Raw genomic sequence first — 17443 nt, 5'->3', positions numbered from 1 at the left:
GATATCTTCTTTGCTATCCGCGGTACCACCCGCTTTGAGCCTTGTGACTTTTTATGTGACTTGGCTCCTCTCTTGCACGTAACGTGTGCCTACGTACCGGCCTACTTAGGTTCAGACGGTCTGCTCCAGAGTGTTCCCTATTGTTCTTATTCCTCAAGCGGCGCTCTCAGTCGGTGACGCCCCATTCCTGTCAAGTTCCAAAGAACAGAGTCTCTTTCATTGCTTTTGTTAATTAAAATTTGTTTTATATGTTAGCACACTGATTTCTCGATTGCAAGGAGAATGTATTATCGAATTGTATTTTTCCATAAACAATCCTCCTAGAACATGTCGCTGCACAGCCGTTCCATCCTGTCATGCACTACGCTGATGTCTCGTTCGTCCGTCATGGTTACGATCACGTCTCCTACCTGCAGTTTGGTCCTGCCTTTGGGAATGATTTCATCTGCTCCCCTCTGGATTGCCACAAGCAGGCAGTTGTTGGGCCATTCAATCTCGCTGATCATCGTGTCTTCCAGCCTGGAACCCTGGCGCACCACGAAGTTTGTCAGTACCTTCTGTCCATGGTCTTTGGATACTTTCTGCCCTTGCCGCTCAAGCAGGCGTTCCAGCAGGCTTTCATAGATTGGCTTGGACTTTAAAAGCGTAGCCACAATATAGGCCACGATGGATACGATGGACAGGGACAGCATCTGACTCAGGGAGCCGGTCATCTCAAAGATCAGGATGATCCCGGTAAGGGGCGCGCGCACGATCGCCGCAAAGTATCCGGCCATGGCAAGCAGTACGAAGTTATTAATATACATTGCATCCAGCCCGAAGAACTGCACCCCTACGGTGGCGAAGGTTCCTCCGATGAATCCTCCCAGCACCAGCAGCGGAAAGAAGATGCCTCCCGGAGCGCCTGAGCCGAAACTGACGGCCGAGAAGATGAATCTGCCGATCAGGATAAACAGGACCGTCCCCAGCATCACATCCGTATTGGTAAGATATTCAATCAAGGCATGTCCGCTTCCCAGCAGTTCCGGCGCCGTAAATCCGAGAATTCCGGCGCATACAAACGGAATGATAAGCTTTGTCGAAGTATTTAAAAATTTGGCATTATTATAGAGGGACTGGACTTTCAGCGTAAACCAGTTATAGAATGCTCCCGTAGCGCCAAGAACGATTCCAAGCGCCACAATCATCCAGTAATACTCCTGGGGCAGGGCCTTTATAATGTCAAACTGGAATACAGAATCTACGCCCAAAACGGTAGAAGACAGGAAATCTGCCGTCAGCGAGGCTGTCATGACCGATAGAAGCACTGACACGGAAAAGTTTTTGTGCACCTCTTCCAGCGAAAACATGACCCCGGCAAGCGGTGCATGGAACGCAGCCGAAAGGCCGGCACTAGCCCCGCAGGTCAGCAAGAATCTTTCTTCTGTCTTCCCTCTGTCCATTCCCCGGGAGATTCCTTTTCCTACCATAGCGCCCAGTTGAATGGACGGGCCTTCCCTTCCCAGCGCAAGTCCTCCCAGCAGGCATAAGAAACCTCCTACAAACTTGGCGGGAAGGACCTTCCACCATTTCTGCTCCAGTTTGCCTGCCATCTCGCCCTCCAATTGAGGGATGCCGCTCCCGGATATCATCGGCTCATAGTTCACCAGTTTCCCAACAAGCCAGGCCATCGCAATAAGTATCAGGAACCATGCGGCGATTCTTACCGGGCTTTGCCTGGCATATTCCAGAATCATATTCAGCCATTTGCCGGCGTATTCCAGGCACATCCGGTACAGAAGCACCACCAGCCCTCCGATGCCGCCTACCAGTATTCCTTCTCCGATTAATATGATCTGAAAGCGCTCCGCGCGCTTGATGGTGCTGGTTGTATCTTTCCTCAATGTTCTCCCTCCCGTATATTCTCTCTCTTTTATTATACAGGAAGAGATTTTATTATCCAGTATTTTTTATTCTTTTGCGTCCTCCCGGCTCACAGTAATCATGTTGGCTACCACATCCTGGCTTACTTTGTAGGCCATCTTGGAATCTTTCACCATTACATATCTGCTAGTGCCATCTTCACTCATTTTGCCAATGTAGACGGTAAATGTTTCCTTTTCCCCTGACTGGGCATCTTTATAGGTCGCCTCCGCCGTGACGCGTCTTGCCTCGTCCAGCCCATAGGTGCTTAATTCCTCGTCCGTCACATGATAATCCGCGCATTCGGTCAGGGTCAATACCCCGAATCCTCCAGCCAGTTCTGCCAGTTCATCTTCTTCTTTGTAGGTCGTCGTTTCCCCATTTTCCGTAATCTTTACTTTCTTCAGACTGCCGCTGCTGATAGCCGGCACCACGTCCAGCTGGGCTAGGCCTGACAGATCAAACTGGAGGGAGGATACCAGGCTGCTGGAAATGGTATATACTTTCTGCGTCCCCTCTGCCATAGCATAGTAATCCTCTCCCGCCGCGTCCCCCACATACAGGGTTTCCTTATCGCCGTCTTCTGTCGTCAGGCCAATCGTATAAGAAGGCTTCGTAAGGCCATAGTCCTCCAGATCATCCGGCTCTTTTAACTCCCGGACTGCCGCAAGGCTTGCGGCCGCCTCCCCGATACTTTCTACGGTGCTCTGGTTCAGCCTGATTTCTTTATCATCTTCCAGTTTCCAGATTCCCTCTTCCTTGATAAAACTCATAGTCTCCTGGCCATTCGAATAAGAAAATGAGGACAGATTCTTAAGATCTGTAACCGTGATCTTTTCTGCTGCCGCTCCTGCTTCTTTTTCGGCGGTCTTCTTGCCCCAGGCCTTAAGGCCGCCATATATAGCGGCCAGGACTGCCAGGATTAGGATTAATATTACCATCGTCTTTTTCTGCCTCATAACGCCCCACCTTCTCCCTATGCTTTTCTTCTCTTCCACCATTTTACCAGTCCATAGACCAGTATGATAAACGGGACGCCGAATATCAATAGAAGGCTGATGAGGCCGGCATGCTGCATAGTATTATAAGTCACCTTCAGGCTCTTTGGCTCAATTGCTACATTCTGCACGTCGTCAAAGTTGGCTGACACCGCGTTCATAAAGAGATTCAGATTCTCCAGCGTTGTAAATGCGTCCGTAATCTGCGCATCAATCAAACTTTCCGCAGATATGACGGTCAGCCTTGCCTGCTTTTCTTCCCCGCCGCTGCCGGAAGCGCTTTTATCTTCGGCGCTTTCCTCTTTACCCGTATCGCTGCCCTCATCAGACGAAAGACTTTCCGTGGCAACCGCCCCCAGCGTATAGGTTCCTTCCTTCTGCTCCCCCTGGGTCACCGCATATGCGTTTGCGGAAGTACTCATAAACGGCGTTACGGAAATGGTGTCTCTTGCCGGGGCCGTCAGATTCATCCCGTGGGCATTGGAAAGTAGCACCATGTCCGTATCCAGTCCTTCCGCCATGTCTCCGGATGCGCTGATTTCCGGGAAGATATAGTAATAGTTCCCCTGGTAGCACCTCTGCATATCCGCAATGTATCCATCCGTCTGCTCCATGCCATACTCCGCAAGGAATTTCTTCAGATTCGGCGTATCCTCTTTTGCATCTCCCAGAATCAGAAATACCTTTCCACCTTTGGACATGTAGTCTGCAAGCATGGTGCTTTCTTCTTCTGTAATATCTTTGACCGGCCCGTAGAGGAACAGAAGGTCACAGTCATCCGGCACCTTTCCGGCCATCAGAAGATTCACTTCTTCCTCCGACATATTATTCTTATCCAGAAGTTCTGATACAGAGGAGGAAAATGTGCTCTCCCCGTGTCCTGTGGTATAATACACCTTTTTCTGGGTATCGCTGGTCACATAATGAATGGCGCTGGTAAGCTGCCCTTCCCCGTCAAACTCAGATTCCGTCGCGTTTCCAGTCGTATAGTATGAGTATTCATCCACCACGATGATCTTATCAAAGGCCACCGTCGTGGTCTTTCCGGTATCTTTGCAGGAGATCAGTATCGTATTGGCTTCTACATTATTGTCCTTGAGCGCAGAAGGATGGAGTACCGGATCGATCCATTCCACCTTGATCTGATCTGAAAGAGCGGCATACTTCTTAAGAAATGTCCGAATTCTTTCATCCGCGGAATCTTTTTCTGCAAATACTTTGAAAGTGACTTTATGATCCAATTCTTCCAATATCTTTTTGCTTGTCTTGGATATCTCATAAATCTTGTTGTCGCTGATGTCTATCTTGCGGATATTCTCCGGCAGCTGAGCGGCGATCAGATTGACAGCCACCACAATGCCCACGACCAGCGCGATCAGCCCTACGCTGTAACTGCCGTTCCTTGAAGTCCGATTCTGAAATGTCTTTTTTATCTTTTCTAACATAAGTTCCTCCTAACTCCAACGTCTTTTCTGTATCATCTGCATAGTCAAAAAGATGAATATGCCAATCAGCGACAGGTACAGGATAATGCCGCTGATGTCCAGCAGACGGTCGGACGCAATACTGATAAAGGCTTTTGTCAGATCCAGTCTTCCCAGAATCTGTGACAGGGCATTCTCCCACAGGCTTGATTTGACGCTATAGGAAATCACGCTCCCTGCGATGACCATAGCCTCCAGTGCGCCGCTGATCATCCAGTTCTTCGTCATTTGCCAGATTCCTGCCACCACAAGGGTCAGGATCAGGATGGCTCCGATTACATTTGCCAGCGCCGAGGAAGGAAGAAAATCCAGAATTCCATTCCATAAGTACAGAAGAACCAAGATTCCGAAGGTTCCGATAGCCGCGATAATCTGGCTCTCCGTCAAAGACGAGATAAACATGCCGATAGAGATGTAGACGCATCCCAGCAGAAAGAACATCAGGATGGACAGATAGTCGACCAGAATATACGCAGTGCCCTGGGCCTTAATAATCCATGGGAATATCAGATATATTACACACGGGATTGCCAGGATGGAGGCCATCGCCAGGTATTTGCCCATCACGATCTTAAACAGGCTGACCGGCGACGTCAAAAGCAGCTGGTCTGTCTTGCTCTTTTTGTCTTCCGCGAAACTTCTCATCGTAAGAATGGGAATCGCTATCATGAACACAAAAAGGATTCCTGATAAGACATAAGAAAAATAAGGATACCCATAGTTCAGGTTATAAGCCATAAAGTAAATTCCTGTAAATGCCACCAAAAACGCAATAAATACATAGCCGATCATGGAATGAAAATAAGAACCTAGTTCTCTTTTATATATCGCTCTCATCCGTCTCTTCCTCCTTTCTGTCCTCTATATTTTCCCGGAAGTCCTGGCTTTCCGCAGAATCGCTGCCTTGCGTCAGTTCAAGGAAGATGTCTTCCAGCGTGGACTTGTTCAGTTTCAAAGTCAGAAGCGGAATCCCTTCCTTCGCGAACGCAAAGAATAATTGCTCCCGGATGTCTGACTGCCCTTCTGACTCTATCCGTACGGTAACGCTCTCCTTCGTCTCTTCCCGGTACTCGGCCTTGCTGATTAGGGGAATGCCCTTTAGAATAGCCTTTGCCTTCTCCATGGATGTCTTAGCCTCCAGTTCCACATGGCCTGTGCCGCTCATAAGATTCTCCAGATTCTCCGGCGTGTCGCTGGCAACAAGCTTTCCTTTGGCAATAATCATGACATAGTCACAGACTTCCCGGACTTCCGCCAGAATATGGGAACTCAGGATGACCGTATGATTCTTGGCCAGCGTACGGATCAGTTCCCGGATTTCTATGATCTGCTTAGGATCCAGCCCTACGGTAGGCTCATCCAGAATGATAATCTCCGGAAATCCCAGGATCGCCTGGGCAAGGCCTACCCTCTGCTTGTATCCTTTGGACAGATTATGGATCAGGCGGTCCTGCACCTCCTCAAGCCTTGTTAGCTTCACAACCTTCTCTATCTGTTTTTTCACTTCATCTTTGGGAATTTTCTTTAATTCAGCCGCAAAGTTCAGATACTCCCATACGGTCATTTCCATATAGAGGGGCGGCTGTTCCGGCAGATAGCCGATGCACTTTTTTGCCTCCTGGGGTTCTCTTAGAATATCATGTCCATTTATCAGGACCTCGCCTGATGTGGCTCCCAGATATCCGGTCATAATGTTCATCGTCGTGGACTTGCCCGCGCCGTTTGGCCCCAGGAATCCATAGATCTGGCCTTTTTCCACGGTGAAGCTTAAGTTGTCCACGGCCAGGTGCTTTCCATAACGTTTGGTTAGATTCTTTACTTCAATCAATGCGCTTCCTCCTGTCAATCATAATAGTTCTTAACAGTATAAGGGCAGTTTTTGAAAAGTATGTGGTAAATGTGTGTTTATTCTGTGAACTCGGCTTTTTATCATTGACCTAAGAGGCCAGGCCTCTGACTGCACGCAATGTCACTCCCATACAATCTTGAATGCGCACTCTTCCAGATGAAAGAACAGCCGGAAGCTGCATCGCATCCCTTGCGTCACTCCGTGGCAGACGTACTCCACCATGGGTATTCCGCAGTAATTCTGCTTCTGGGAATACAGCACTTCTATGTCTGATATTCCCCGGATCATCCCTTCCTCGTCCTGGTATTTGATATACTTTGGAAGCGTGTTTCCCTGACTGGTAAACCAGCAGCCGCAGGCGACTGCCTCCTGCCTTCCCTTAATCTTCCCTCCATCTGCCTTCCCGGTATTTACTCCGACTCCGAATGCCATGCTCTTCGCCCCTTTCATTTCTAATCAATCTTGATCTTTGCATAGTCTACGCTTCTCTTTTCCCTGGAAATTCCCCCTGAGAGATGGTCAATCCTGGGCTGCCCCAAGAACACCGCCCGCTTTATCGCATCCATCCCATGCCTGTAGCGGATATGGTCGATGGTTCTATCCCATCTCTTTTCCTTCAGATAGTCTCCGGAATCAAACAGGCTCATCTGCCGGCTCCACCCGGCCTCCCCCGCCTTGCCGGTATGGATGCCCAGTTTGCGGATGGGCATCTTGTTCCAGGCCTCATCCAGAAGCCTGGCGGCCGCCTGGTAGATTTCCTTCGTAATATCCGTGGGATTCTCAAGCACCCTCTGGTGAGAGATCCGGTTAAATTCCCAGTCGCAGATGTCAAGGCTTACAACTTGTATCTCTGCCTTGTCCTTCCTGATGCGCATCCCCAGCGTTTCCGCCAGTCCAAGCAGCACGATCTTAGCCGTGGCGGCATCCTTTACGTCAAAACTGATGGTCGTGCTGTTACCATAGCCTTTATTCGGCGCTTCCACAGGCTGCACCACGGAAAAGTCCCGACCATTGGCAAAGTTCCAGATGACCTCCCCGTGGGATTTCAGATGCCGCCTTAATAGTTCCGGGTCCGCTTCTGCCAGTTCTCCTATGGTCTCAATTCCAAGTTTTCTTAATTTGCCCGCGCTGGCCTTTCCTACAAAGAAAAGTTCCTCCACCGGCAAAGGCCACATCTTCCTGGGTATCTCCGGCGGGTACAGCGTATGTACCCGGTCCGGCTTCCTAAACTCCGAGGCCATCTTGGCCAGAACCTTGTTGGTTGAGATGCCCACATTCACGGTAAATCCCAGTTCCTTTTTTATCCGGTCCTTGATATCGAACGCCGTCTGGACGGGATCGCCATACAGATGGATGGTCTGCGTCATATCCATATATACTTCATCGATGGAATACTGCTCCACATCCGGGGAGTATTCTTTTAAGATATTCACAAATGCCCTGGAACACCTTTCATACAGGCCATAATTGGGCGGCGCGATCAGAAGATCGGGACATTTCTGCCTTGCCTGGGGGACGGGTTCTCCTGTATGGACCTTGTATCTTTTCGCAGGGATGGACTTTGCCAGGATAATCCCATGCCTCTGGCTGATATCCCCGCCAATGGCAGAAGGAATCCGGCGCAGGTCTGTGCGTGCCCCCAGGAACTTCAGGCGGTAGACTGCCTCCCAGCTTAGGTAGGCAGAATTCACATCAATATGATATACGGTTTTCTCTTCCATTTTTTCACCCTTTCTATATTCCAAATCATATCAGAACATATGTTCGTTTTCAATGAACAGTTTTTTCCAAAATACGATACGCCTCACGGCATTGCCAACGTGATCCTGCTTCCTGCCGTAATGGAGTATAATGCAGATGCCACGGGCACAAAGTATAAGGATATTGCTGCCGCCATGGGCGTAAAAGGCACCGAGGACATGTCCCAGGAGGAATACCGCAAGGCCGCCGTGGACGCTGTAAGGAAACTGGCAGAGGACGTAGGAATCCCTAAGGACTTAAAAGGCATTGTAAAAGAAGAGGATATTCCGTTCCTGGCTGAATCCGCCTATGCAGACGCATGCCGTCCGGGAAATCCAAAGGGAACTTCTGTAGAGGATATTACCGAATTATTCCAGTCATTGATCTAGGGTAAAAGGATTTCATTAAAGAAGGACACGCGGCATTTTTAATGCCCTGCGCGTCCTTCCTGCTTTTCTATCATTCTTTTCTATCATTCTGCTTATAAGGTATGCACAAACCGCATGAAATCTTCCCGTCCCTGCGGCGTACATTTGTATACTCCGGCATCTTCCAGTACATGGACGAATGTATTCCCCACTTCCTTCTTCAGGATATCCATGACATTTTCCCCGGTAATCCTGTCATAATCCGGAAGGAACCGCTCGACCCACTCTGCATGCTTTTCAATCTTCTCATTGCTTCTGATATCCTTGCCTTCCACAAGATATCCGGCCAGTATCTCCAGTTCTTCCTTCAGCCTGGAAGGCAGGACTGCAAGGCCCATCACCTCGATAAGGCCGATATTTTCCTTCTTGATATTGTGGTACTGCGCATGCGGATGATACACGCCTAAGGGGTGCTCCTGGGTGGTAATGTTGTTCCGAAGCGCCAGATCCATTTCGAACGTATCGCCCACCTTTCTTGCGATTGGCGTAATCGTATTGTGGGGCTCTCCTTCTGTGCAGGCGTAGATGAATGCGGCCTCATCCGTGTAGCCTCTCCAGGCTGCCAGTATATGGTCCGCCAGGTCGATGAGCCGTTTTTCATCCGTACTCCGTATCCGCAGCACGGACAGGGGCCATTTGACGATTCCGGCCTCCACGTCTTCATATCCCGGAATCGTTACCTGCTTCTCGATAGGCGCTTTTGCCATGGCAAATGTATAATTGCCTCCCTGGAAATGGTCATGGCTTAAGATAGAGCCTCCTACAATGGGCAGGTCTGCATTGGAGCCCAGGAAATAATGGGGAAAGAGCTTGATGAAGTCAAACAGTTTGACAAATGTGGCCCGCTCAATCTTCATAGGCACATGCTGCCCGTTGAACACGATACAGTGCTCATTGTAATATACATAAGGAGAATACTGGAATCCCCACTTGCTGTCATTGACCGTAACCGGAATGATCCGGTGGTTCTCCCTTGCCGGATGATTAAGGCGGCCCGCATATCCTTCATTCTCCATGCACAACAGGCACTTGGGATAGCTGCTGGCCTTGGCATTCTTTGCTGCGGCAATGGCCTTGGGATCCTTCTCCGGCTTGGACAGGTTGATGGTGATGTCGATCTCTCCATAGGGGGAATCCACTTTCCATTTCATATCCTTCTTCACGCGGTAGCGACGGATATAGTCGCTGTCCTGGCTGAACTTATAATAGTACTCCGTGGCCTCCTTCGGGGATATCTCATATTTCTTCGCAAATGTCTCCTGCACCTGGGCCGGCCTTGGAAGCAGGCAGTTCATAAGCTTCGTGTCAAAGAGATCCCGGTATCCGATACTGTCCTCGATAATCCCTCTTTTTACCGACTCATCCAGCAGTTCCTTCAGCACGGACTCTAATTCAATCTCCGTATCTTCCACCGGGCAGTCTTCATAATTATCCTCGCCAAACATTTCCAGCAGAAGGTTGGTGGTATAGATACGCTCCGATTCCGGCGTCAATCCTGTCTGAACTCCATATTCTACCAGTTTCTTAATATTTTCAAATAGCATAATCCTCTCTCCTTCTATCCACAGCGGGACTATATGATCTTCGCTCCATCGCCGATATCCACTACATAGAATTCCGCCTCATGGCCCACTTTTTCTTGATAAGTCTTTCCAATCTGGCTGATAAAGCCATCCACCGCGTCATTCCTAACGATGCTCACGGTACATCCGCCAAATCCGCCTCCGGTAATGCGGGACCCCAGAACTCCCGGCATAGCCTGCGCCATATCCACCAGAATATCAATCTCCCGGCAGGATACCTGGTAATCTTCCTTCAAAGACTGGTGCGATTCGTTCATCAGCCTTCCGAAGAGTTCCACATCATTCTCTCGAAGCGCCTCCACTGCCCGGATCGTCCTCTGGTTCTCATATACCGCATGCTTGGCCCGCCTTTGTCTTACCGGGTCCTTGATGGCCTCCTTATGTAATTCAAACTCTTCCTGCGTCAGTTCTCCAAGACTGTGGATGGGAAGTTCCGCCTGCAATTCCTTAAGCGCCGTCTCGCATTCATTTCTCCTGTCATTGTAGGCAGAATCTACCAGGCTGTGCTTTACCTTGCTGTTGGTAATCACGATCTTGGCATCCTTAAGTATCACGGGAGCATACTCATAGTTCAAGGTATTGGTATCCAGGAAGATGGCATGATCCTTCTTTCCCATGGCGCTTGCGAACTGATCCATGATTCCGCAGTTGCATCCGTTAAAATTATTCTCAGCATCCTGCCCGATCAGCGCCACTTCCACCATGGTCAGATTCTCAAAGCCAAACGTATCCTTAAGCATCAGCCCTGTCAGGACTTCTAAGGATGCAGAAGATGAAAGTCCCGAACCGCTGGGAATATTGCCGTATATCAGGATATCCATCCCATGGGCCAGTTTGTATCCCCGCTTTTCAAACGCCCACATCACACCTTTGGGATAGTTGGTCCAATTGGCCGCCTCGTCCGGAACCAGATCATCAAGGCTGGTCTCTATGATTCCGAGGCTTTCAAAATTCATAGAATAGAACCGCAGCTTCCGGTCTTCCCTATCCCTTACAATCCCGTAAGTACCAAGGGTCAGGGCGCAGGGAAATACATGGCCCCCGTTATAATCTGTGTGCTCTCCGATCAGATTCACGCGTCCCGGCGCGAAATAGGCTCGGATCCCGCCCCCTTTTCCATACAATTCCTGAAATTTCTGAATAAAACGCTCTTTCATCTTCCTAACCTCCATTTGTCCTTATCCGTTTTTATGTTTTCCTTGCATATCCGTCTTATCTAATTTATAATTATAATGAGATGAGTCCCTGCATACAATAAGAATATTTGATAAAACTATAAGGATATTGAGGAAATGATGCCTATGATGCAGATACATACTGAAAAAAACCAAAAAGAAATCAAAAGTCATGGGAATTATGAATTTCCCGTTAACATAAGCCCGGAATCCATCCAGTCCTATGAGCAGGGGTATTTCCTGTGGCACTGGCACCCGGAGATCGAACTTACCTGGATCATATCCGGGCAGATAGAGTATTATGTCAACGACAGAAAATACCTGCTCTCCGAAGGGGAGGGGCTGTTCGGCAACATCAATACCCTCCATTCCGGCTACATGAAGGACGGGCAGGACTGCGACTATCTGTCCGTCACCTTTCATCCCCGCTTCATCTACGGATATGAGAACAGCCTGCTTCAAACCAAGTACGTGGACTTCATTACTTCCAATGAACTATGGCATTCCCTCAAATTAGAAAAAGATGTAACCTGGCATCAGGACATCATCCGCCAGATTCAGGATATCTACCAGCTGACCCAGGAGCCACCTGAAGATTATGAGTTTCAGGTACACTTGATCCTGTGTTCCATCTGGCAGAAGCTTTATCTGCATTATGCCTCCCAGCCGTCCGTCGGGCGTCTCCATCCCCAGAAGCATCTAAAACGCCTGAAAGACATCCTGACTTACGTGCAGGAGCATTATGCCCAGGAGATCACCCTGGATGATGTGGCCGGCCATGTCAATATCTGCAAGAGTGAATGCTGCAGGTTCTTCAAAAAGTATATGAAGATGACTATCTTTGAGTATGTCATGTTCTTACGAATCCAGAACAGCCTTTTGCTTCTGAAAAACGGGGAAAGCGTTACAAAAACAGCCAGCATGGCCGGATTCTCCACGCCGGCCTATTATGGCCAGATCTTCAAGCGATATATGGGCTGCTCGCCCAGCCAATACCGCAAGCAGCATATGGGTGAAAATCTGTAGCCTCATTCCTTCTTTCGGCCAGATTATGCGCCGGTTGGAATATATGGCCTTAATGCTCCTGCCACATTGCTGATTGGCATGGTCTGAAGCCATACTCTTCCCGGCCCTGTGATTACCGTGTTGAAGATTCCCTCTCCGCCGAACAGCATATTCTTTACGCCCGGCACGCCCTTGATCTCCATGCTGCAGGTGGCCGTCATAGCTGCCAGATGGCCCGTATCCACCACAATCTGCTGCCCGGGGTGAAGCTCGTATTCTATCACATGACCGTCAAACTCTGTAAACACGATCCCATGACCGCTTACCTTCTGCATAATAAATCCTTCTCCGCCGAACAGGCCGGAACTAAACTTCTTATTAAAGAATACGGACAGTTCGATTCCCATCTCTCCTGCCAGGAACGCGCTCTTCTGAAGAATCATCTCCTGCCCCGGAGCAATCTGGAACGCACGGACAGATCCCGGAAAACTGGATGCAAACGCGATCATTCCCGGCCCTCCCTGCGCAGTGTAGATATTCTGGAACATATGCTCTCCAGAAAACATCCGTCCAAACGCCTTGCCGATGCCGCCATTGGTGGTAGTCTCCATCAGCATGTTAGGGGACATCCATGCCATGCCTCCGCCTTCGGTGATCATCTTCTCTCCGCCTTCCAGCTCGCAGATTACCACCGGAAGCGTCTCGCCTTGTATCTGATATCTCATTTTCTTTGTACCTCCTGTCTTTTCTTATTTCCAATCATAAAGGGTAAGCTTACGCTTGTCAATTTGCTCCCTTAATATGAAAGACTTCCTTTACCTTGTCCAGATTGATGAGATAACTCTTATGAATTCTGAAAAATCCCATGTCCTCCAATTTCTTTTCATACTCGCCGATGGACTTATTCTCCCGATACTCATTGCCTGCCGTATGAATCAGACAGCCTCTGTTGTACGTCTCGATATAGACGATATCCTTGATATCTTCAAAGACAGTCTTCCCATTGCTGCTGATAGCCAGCCTTTTTACGGCCGCCCGCTCCGTTGGCGCTTCAGTACGGGCTGCATCCGGCCGAGCCATGCATCTGCGGAGCACTTTTTCCAGGCGTTTCCTGTCAAAGGGCTTCATAATATAGTCTTCCACTCCCAGTTCGAATGCCTGTACCTCAAGGCCCTTTCCAAGTTTTTTGCACACCTGCGTGGTTAAAATCCGCATTTCCCCTTCTTCTCTAAGAAGCCGATCTCTTTCTTCCATCTTCATATATGTCACTCCCATCTGCTCGCTGGCCTTAATCTCTTCAACCATCATATGCAGACGCTTCAAGCGGTCATCACACTCTTCGTGTACATTTTAAGTCGTTAAGACTTATTTTGTTGCCATCAACTTGAATTTCCTAGGTGACTCGCCGTAAAAAACAGATAGAAAGGACAGTTAAGAATTTTCGATAAGATTCTATCCTCGATATGATGTAGTGCCAATATAGCAAACAGACTATGAAAAATCAAGCAGGAGCCTGCGGCGTAATCTTAAGGATTACATTGCCGCAGACTCCTGCCGGATTATTACTTTTTCTTGTACTATTTCTATTTATGACTGCTTCTTTTTTGATCCGGAACAATACAGCACGAATCCAAGCAGAAGGATTGCGATCGCCATCCACACCATCAGTACCGTCGTTCCCTGGCTTATGAATTTATCATAATAGCCTTTCAGGTAGATGATAATGATGATCAGCGGTATTCCATAGCCTACATAATTCTTCAGACCTTTTGGGAAATGGAATCCTTTTCCGGTATTGACCTCCGCAAGGAAATTATCCCATCCCCATCCATTCTTTCTGGTACAGAACAGCACGTATCCCAAACTTCCAAGAGGAAGAAGGTTGTTGGATACGATAAAGTCTTCCAGATCCATGATGTTGGTTCCGCTTCCTAATGGCTCGCATCCCGCAAGGATATTGAATCCCAGGACGCAGGGCATGCTGAGCAGGATGATCAGCACGGCGCTGACCAGGACGCTCTTATTCCTTGACCAGTTAAATAAATCCATATCGAAGGATATGATATTCTCAAACACGGCAACAATCGTTGAAAATGCCGCAAAAGTCAGGAACAGGAAGAACAAGGCGCTCCATAACTGTCCGCCTGCCATCTGGGCAAATATATTCGGAATAGTGATAAATACAAGGCTCGGTCCTGATCCCGGCTCGATCCCGAAGGAAAAGCATGCCGGTATGATAATGAACCCTGCCATCAGCGCGACAAACGTATCCAGGGCCGTGATGCTCACCGCTTCTCCGGTAAGGCTTCTTTCCTTATCCATGTAACTTCCAAAGATCAGCATCGCGCCGATACCAATGGACAGAGTAAAAAATGCCTGGCTCAATGCCCCGAAGATCACATTTCCGATTCCTTGATCCACCATCTTTCCAAAATCCGGAATTAGATAAAAGCGGATACCTTCCCCGGCTCCTTCCATAAAAAAGGAATGAATCGCCAAGACTACCATGATAATCAAAAGCGCGGACATCATAATCTTAGATACCCGCTCAATCCCTTTCTGAATTCCAAACAGGCACACCGCAAATCCTATTATGCATATGAGTACCGTCCAGAAAGTCATCACCGGCACATTGCCCAGCATATTCGAGAATCCTGCCTTAACTTCGTCCGTAGTAGCGCCGGCGAATTCTCCCCGTATGCTCCGGCAGCAATAATACATCATCCATCCGCCTACAGTGGTATAGAACATCATCAGCAGATAGCTTCCGATTACTCCGATCCACTTTGTCATATGCCATCGGGTTCCTTCCGGCTCCAATGCCTCGAAACTTGCCGCCACGCTGTGACGGCTGCCGCGTCCTACCGCGAACTCGCACACCAGCACCGGGATTCCCAGAATAACCAGGAATAATAAGTAGATCAATATGAATGCGGCCCCTCCGAATTCACCGCACATATAAGGGAATTTCCATACGTTCCCGATTCCGATCGCGCATCCGGCAGACACCAGGATAAATCCCAGACGAGAACCAAATTTTTCTCTCTTCATTTTACACCTCTCCTTTGTACCATAACAATTTATTATTATAATTACATCTTATCAGGATTGCAAATTCTTATTTCTCATATTAATATAAGATATAGTTATAGTATGAAAAAATAATCAAATAATTTCAGCAGGAGTCCTCTATGAATACCAATCAATTAAAATACTTTGTGGCAGTCGCACAATACCGGAGTTTTACCAAGGCCGCAAACCAGTATTACATATCCCAGACCGCCATCACCCAGCAGATTCGCGCTTTGGAGGAATCGATGAACGTCCAGCTGTTCAACCGTTCCAGCCGCCCGGTAGCGCTTACCCCTGCCGGAAGAATATTCTTTCTGGAGGCAAAAGCCATCCTGGAGCGGATGGAGACTGCGGTCAGCAAAGTCAAGGATGCCTCTACCGGTCTGGTAGGAACCCTTCGCATCGGCTATACCAAAGGCTATGAGCGAAGCGATCTCTCCAACAAGCTGCGGGCCTTTCATCTGGAATATCCTAACATTCTTCTTACTTGCTATCGCTGTGATACTGACCGGCTGGCGGCAGGCCTGTTTAACAATGAATATGACATCATCTTCACCTGGGACAGCACCAATATTCTGCAGGAGCATACCATCAGCCATAAGATCATCGAGCGCGCCCCTCTGGTGGTGGCCCTCTACAGCGGACATCCCTTTGCCCAGCGCTCTGCCCTTAACCGGAGGGAATTAAAAAATGAAGCCATCTTATATATGACTCCATCCAGCACCGGCGACTCCTTCGGAGACAGCCATTTTATGGACTTGTATAAAGAGGCCGGCTACCAGCCTAACATCCTGTTCCGCTCCAACGATGTGGAGAGTATTCTGATGATGGTAGCGGCAGAAGAAGGCATCTCCGTCATGCCTTCCTATATCACTAATAAATTGACCAACGCGGACAACCTGGTCTTCATACCACTAATCGGCGAGGAAGAAGCCGAGGAAATCATCGCCGTATGGAAACAGGGAGAACTGACGCCGGAACTAAGGCATTTTGTTGAAAGCCTATAGCGCCTTATGCCTCCCGACCACGAATGCCATTATAAACGACAATATTGGCCAAGGTCTCTCCTGTCAGCCTATAGCCGGTCCATCCGCTCATCGGCGTCGCGCCCAGAGACAGATAGAAATCAATGCTTGGCTGATTCCAATCCAGGCAGGACCATTCCAGCCGCCCGCATCCCCGCTCCACCGCGATCTGGGCCAGACGCTTCAAGATTGCCTTCCCGTATCCATTTCCCCTGTACTTTGGCTTCACGAACAAGTCTTCCAGATAAATGCCCGCACGGCCAAGGAAGGTGGAAAAATTGTGGAAGAACAGGGCGAATCCTACTTCTTCCCCTTCTGCTATCGCAAATATGACCTCCGCCTTTTCTTTGTCAAACAGCCACTCATCCAGTATCTCTTCTGTGGCGACTACTTCATCCGACATCTTCTCGTATTCCGCCAGTCCTTTAATAAATTCCAAAATAAGCGGCACATCCTCTCTGACCGCCTTTCTAAACGTAACTTCTTCCATAGTTCCTCCCTATATCCCTTCTATATCTTTTATAATAATTCCCAGTCTTTTGGACAACTGCGCGGCCTGGTACAGATCCACCACTGCGCCTTTTAATTCTTGATTGTCATCGGAAAGCACAAGCCCCTTGATCTCGCTGTCCGAAAAGTCCATGCCCCGCATCGGAGTCTTGAAGAAACTGGCATTTGTAAGCGCTGCCTGCCTCCACTGTATGTCCTTGCATTTGCACTGGGTAAGATTGCTGCTGTTCAGTTCTGTCTTATCAACCAGCAGATTCTCCAATTTGCAGTCATCGAAATTCGCATAATTCAGATTACACTCCCGGAATACCATATTCTTGCATACGCTTCCAGCAAACTTTGTGCCGACTCCCTTGCAGGATAGGTATTCTGCCCTGTTAAAATATGTATTCGACAGATTGCAGCCGGAAAAGTCGCAAGATTTGAATATCACATCCGTAAACTCGCAGCGCTCAAAAGAGCAGTTCCAGAACCTGCAGTTTACGAACTTCACCGCTGAAAAGACCAGATGGGAGTAATCCTCCTCTTCTGCCGTTATCTCTTGAAGCACGGTTTCCGCCACTCTTTCTTCCCTGTACTGGAACTCCTTGAGTATCTGGTCGGTATTCTCGACTCTTCGAAACTCCTCCGGCAGAACTGGCGGGATCATCTTTTTCTTCTTACTTGCCATCA

At 48.6% G+C, this 17443-nt stretch carries 16 protein-coding genes and 1 pseudogene; 3 read left to right on the top strand and 14 right to left on the bottom strand.

All coding sequences use genetic code 11. From position 1 onward, the window contains the following. Positions 1 to 320: 320 nt before the first annotated feature. The 7 genes from HDCHBGLK_RS08675 to HDCHBGLK_RS08645 form a co-directional block, all read right to left on the bottom strand. A complete protein-coding gene (locus HDCHBGLK_RS08675; RefSeq protein ID WP_004608426.1) occupies positions 321 to 1883 on the bottom strand; it encodes a ClC family H(+)/Cl(-) exchange transporter in 1563 nt (520 codons plus the stop codon). Between the two features lie 66 nt (positions 1884 to 1949). Further along, positions 1950 to 2861 (bottom strand): DUF4340 domain-containing protein, encoded by a 912-nt coding sequence (locus HDCHBGLK_RS08670; protein ID WP_039910066.1) that lies wholly within the window; start codon positions 2859 to 2861, stop codon positions 1950 to 1952. Positions 2862 to 2878: 17 nt separating this feature from the next. Continuing rightward, complete coding sequence (locus tag HDCHBGLK_RS08665; protein WP_004608428.1) at positions 2879 to 4345, bottom strand: GldG family protein; 1467 nt, start codon at positions 4343 to 4345, stop codon at positions 2879 to 2881. Between the two features lie 9 nt (positions 4346 to 4354). Next, entirely contained in the window at positions 4355 to 5221 is an 867-nt protein-coding gene (locus HDCHBGLK_RS08660; RefSeq protein ID WP_004608429.1) for an ABC transporter permease subunit, read from the bottom strand. Continuing rightward, positions 5205 to 6212 (bottom strand): ABC transporter ATP-binding protein, encoded by a 1008-nt coding sequence (locus HDCHBGLK_RS08655; protein ID WP_039910069.1) that lies wholly within the window; start codon positions 6210 to 6212, stop codon positions 5205 to 5207. Before HDCHBGLK_RS08655 ends, HDCHBGLK_RS08660 begins: the two co-directional genes overlap by 17 nt. A 141-nt stretch (positions 6213 to 6353) precedes the next feature. Then, complete coding sequence (locus HDCHBGLK_RS08650) at positions 6354 to 6683, bottom strand: hypothetical protein (RefSeq protein WP_004608431.1); 330 nt, start codon at positions 6681 to 6683, stop codon at positions 6354 to 6356. Between the two features lie 2 nt (positions 6684 to 6685). Beyond that, positions 6686 to 7954, bottom strand: coding sequence for a DNA polymerase Y family protein (locus tag HDCHBGLK_RS08645; protein WP_004608432.1), 1269 nt, complete (start codon positions 7952 to 7954; stop codon positions 6686 to 6688). A gap of 72 nt (positions 7955 to 8026) precedes the next feature. Here HDCHBGLK_RS08645 and HDCHBGLK_RS08640 point away from each other — a divergent pair. Further along, positions 8027 to 8362 (top strand): annotated as a pseudogene (locus HDCHBGLK_RS08640) (lactaldehyde reductase); the annotation flags it as partial. A 92-nt stretch (positions 8363 to 8454) separates the two neighbouring features. On the opposite strand, the gene galT reads toward HDCHBGLK_RS08640, so the two are convergent. Continuing rightward, positions 8455 to 9945 (bottom strand): UDP-glucose--hexose-1-phosphate uridylyltransferase, encoded by a 1491-nt coding sequence (gene galT, locus HDCHBGLK_RS08635; RefSeq protein ID WP_004608434.1) that lies wholly within the window; start codon positions 9943 to 9945, stop codon positions 8455 to 8457. A 29-nt stretch (positions 9946 to 9974) separates the two neighbouring features. Further along, positions 9975 to 11141, bottom strand: coding sequence for a galactokinase (locus tag HDCHBGLK_RS08630; RefSeq protein WP_039910073.1), 1167 nt, complete (start codon positions 11139 to 11141; stop codon positions 9975 to 9977). A 144-nt stretch (positions 11142 to 11285) separates the two neighbouring features. Between HDCHBGLK_RS08630 and HDCHBGLK_RS08625 the strand changes: the two genes are divergently transcribed. Next, entirely contained in the window at positions 11286 to 12185 is a 900-nt protein-coding gene (locus tag HDCHBGLK_RS08625) for an AraC family transcriptional regulator (protein ID WP_233440749.1), read from the top strand. A 23-nt stretch (positions 12186 to 12208) separates the two neighbouring features. On the opposite strand, the gene HDCHBGLK_RS08620 is transcribed toward HDCHBGLK_RS08625, so the two are convergent. The 3 genes from HDCHBGLK_RS08620 to HDCHBGLK_RS08610 all read right to left on the bottom strand — a co-directional run bounded on the left by HDCHBGLK_RS08620 (position 12209) and on the right by HDCHBGLK_RS08610 (position 15215). Next, on the bottom strand, positions 12209 to 12889 hold the full coding sequence (locus tag HDCHBGLK_RS08620) for a TIGR00266 family protein (RefSeq protein WP_004608438.1): 681 nt from the start codon (positions 12887 to 12889) through the stop codon (positions 12209 to 12211). A 58-nt stretch (positions 12890 to 12947) separates the two neighbouring features. After that, entirely contained in the window at positions 12948 to 13472 is a 525-nt protein-coding gene (locus tag HDCHBGLK_RS08615) for a LytR/AlgR family response regulator transcription factor (protein ID WP_004608439.1), read from the bottom strand. Between the two features lie 279 nt (positions 13473 to 13751). Beyond that, positions 13752 to 15215 (bottom strand): sodium-dependent transporter, encoded by a 1464-nt coding sequence (locus HDCHBGLK_RS08610; RefSeq protein ID WP_004608440.1) that lies wholly within the window; start codon positions 15213 to 15215, stop codon positions 13752 to 13754. Between the two features lie 140 nt (positions 15216 to 15355). Between HDCHBGLK_RS08610 and HDCHBGLK_RS08605 the strand changes: the two genes are divergently transcribed. Then, positions 15356 to 16243, top strand: coding sequence for a LysR family transcriptional regulator (locus HDCHBGLK_RS08605; RefSeq protein WP_004608441.1), 888 nt, complete (start codon positions 15356 to 15358; stop codon positions 16241 to 16243). 4 nt (positions 16244 to 16247) lie between these two features. Here the strand turns inward: HDCHBGLK_RS08605 and HDCHBGLK_RS08600 are convergent, their stop codons facing one another. Together HDCHBGLK_RS08600 and HDCHBGLK_RS08595 are read right to left on the bottom strand one after the other, a co-directional pair. Beyond that, on the bottom strand, positions 16248 to 16751 hold the full coding sequence (locus HDCHBGLK_RS08600; protein WP_004608442.1) for a GNAT family N-acetyltransferase: 504 nt from the start codon (positions 16749 to 16751) through the stop codon (positions 16248 to 16250). A gap of 9 nt (positions 16752 to 16760) precedes the next feature. Next, complete coding sequence (locus tag HDCHBGLK_RS08595) at positions 16761 to 17441, bottom strand: pentapeptide repeat-containing protein (protein ID WP_039910075.1); 681 nt, start codon at positions 17439 to 17441, stop codon at positions 16761 to 16763. Positions 17442 to 17443 lie beyond the last annotated feature (2 nt).

The sequence above is a fragment of the [Clostridium] scindens ATCC 35704 genome, assembly GCF_004295125.1.
Taxonomy (GTDB): Bacteria; Bacillota; Clostridia; order Lachnospirales; family Lachnospiraceae; genus Clostridium_AP; species Clostridium_AP scindens.
The sequence above is the reverse complement of the archived record's forward strand: the minus strand, read 5'-3'. Positions and strand labels throughout refer to the sequence as shown.

Bases quoted from the DNA above. Each gene is read 5' to 3' on its own strand.
- HDCHBGLK_RS08670 (WP_039910066.1), bottom strand. From the start codon at position 2,861: ATGAGGCAGAAAAAGACGATGGTAATATTAATCCTAATCCTGGCAGTC.
- HDCHBGLK_RS08665 (WP_004608428.1), bottom strand. From the start codon at position 4,345: ATGTTAGAAAAGATAAAAAAGACATTTCAGAATCGGACTTCAAGGAAC.
- HDCHBGLK_RS08660 (WP_004608429.1), bottom strand. From the start codon at position 5,221: ATGAGAGCGATATATAAAAGAGAACTAGGTTCTTATTTTCATTCCATG.
- HDCHBGLK_RS08650 (WP_004608431.1), bottom strand. From the start codon at position 6,683: ATGAAAGGGGCGAAGAGCATGGCATTCGGAGTCGGAGTAAATACCGGG.
- HDCHBGLK_RS08645 (WP_004608432.1), bottom strand. From the start codon at position 7,954: ATGGAAGAGAAAACCGTATATCATATTGATGTGAATTCTGCCTACCTA.
- galT (WP_004608434.1), bottom strand. From the start codon at position 9,945: ATGCTATTTGAAAATATTAAGAAACTGGTAGAATATGGAGTTCAGACA.
- HDCHBGLK_RS08630 (WP_039910073.1), bottom strand. From the start codon at position 11,141: ATGAAAGAGCGTTTTATTCAGAAATTTCAGGAATTGTATGGAAAAGGG.
- HDCHBGLK_RS08625 (WP_233440749.1), top strand. From the start codon at position 11,286: ATGATGCAGATACATACTGAAAAAAACCAAAAAGAAATCAAAAGTCAT.
- HDCHBGLK_RS08620 (WP_004608438.1), bottom strand. From the start codon at position 12,889: ATGAGATATCAGATACAAGGCGAGACGCTTCCGGTGGTAATCTGCGAG.
- HDCHBGLK_RS08615 (WP_004608439.1), bottom strand. From the start codon at position 13,472: ATGATGGTTGAAGAGATTAAGGCCAGCGAGCAGATGGGAGTGACATAT.
- HDCHBGLK_RS08610 (WP_004608440.1), bottom strand. From the start codon at position 15,215: ATGAAGAGAGAAAAATTTGGTTCTCGTCTGGGATTTATCCTGGTGTCT.
- HDCHBGLK_RS08605 (WP_004608441.1), top strand. From the start codon at position 15,356: ATGAATACCAATCAATTAAAATACTTTGTGGCAGTCGCACAATACCGG.
- HDCHBGLK_RS08600 (WP_004608442.1), bottom strand. From the start codon at position 16,751: ATGGAAGAAGTTACGTTTAGAAAGGCGGTCAGAGAGGATGTGCCGCTT.
- HDCHBGLK_RS08595 (WP_039910075.1), bottom strand. From the start codon at position 17,441: ATGGCAAGTAAGAAGAAAAAGATGATCCCGCCAGTTCTGCCGGAGGAG.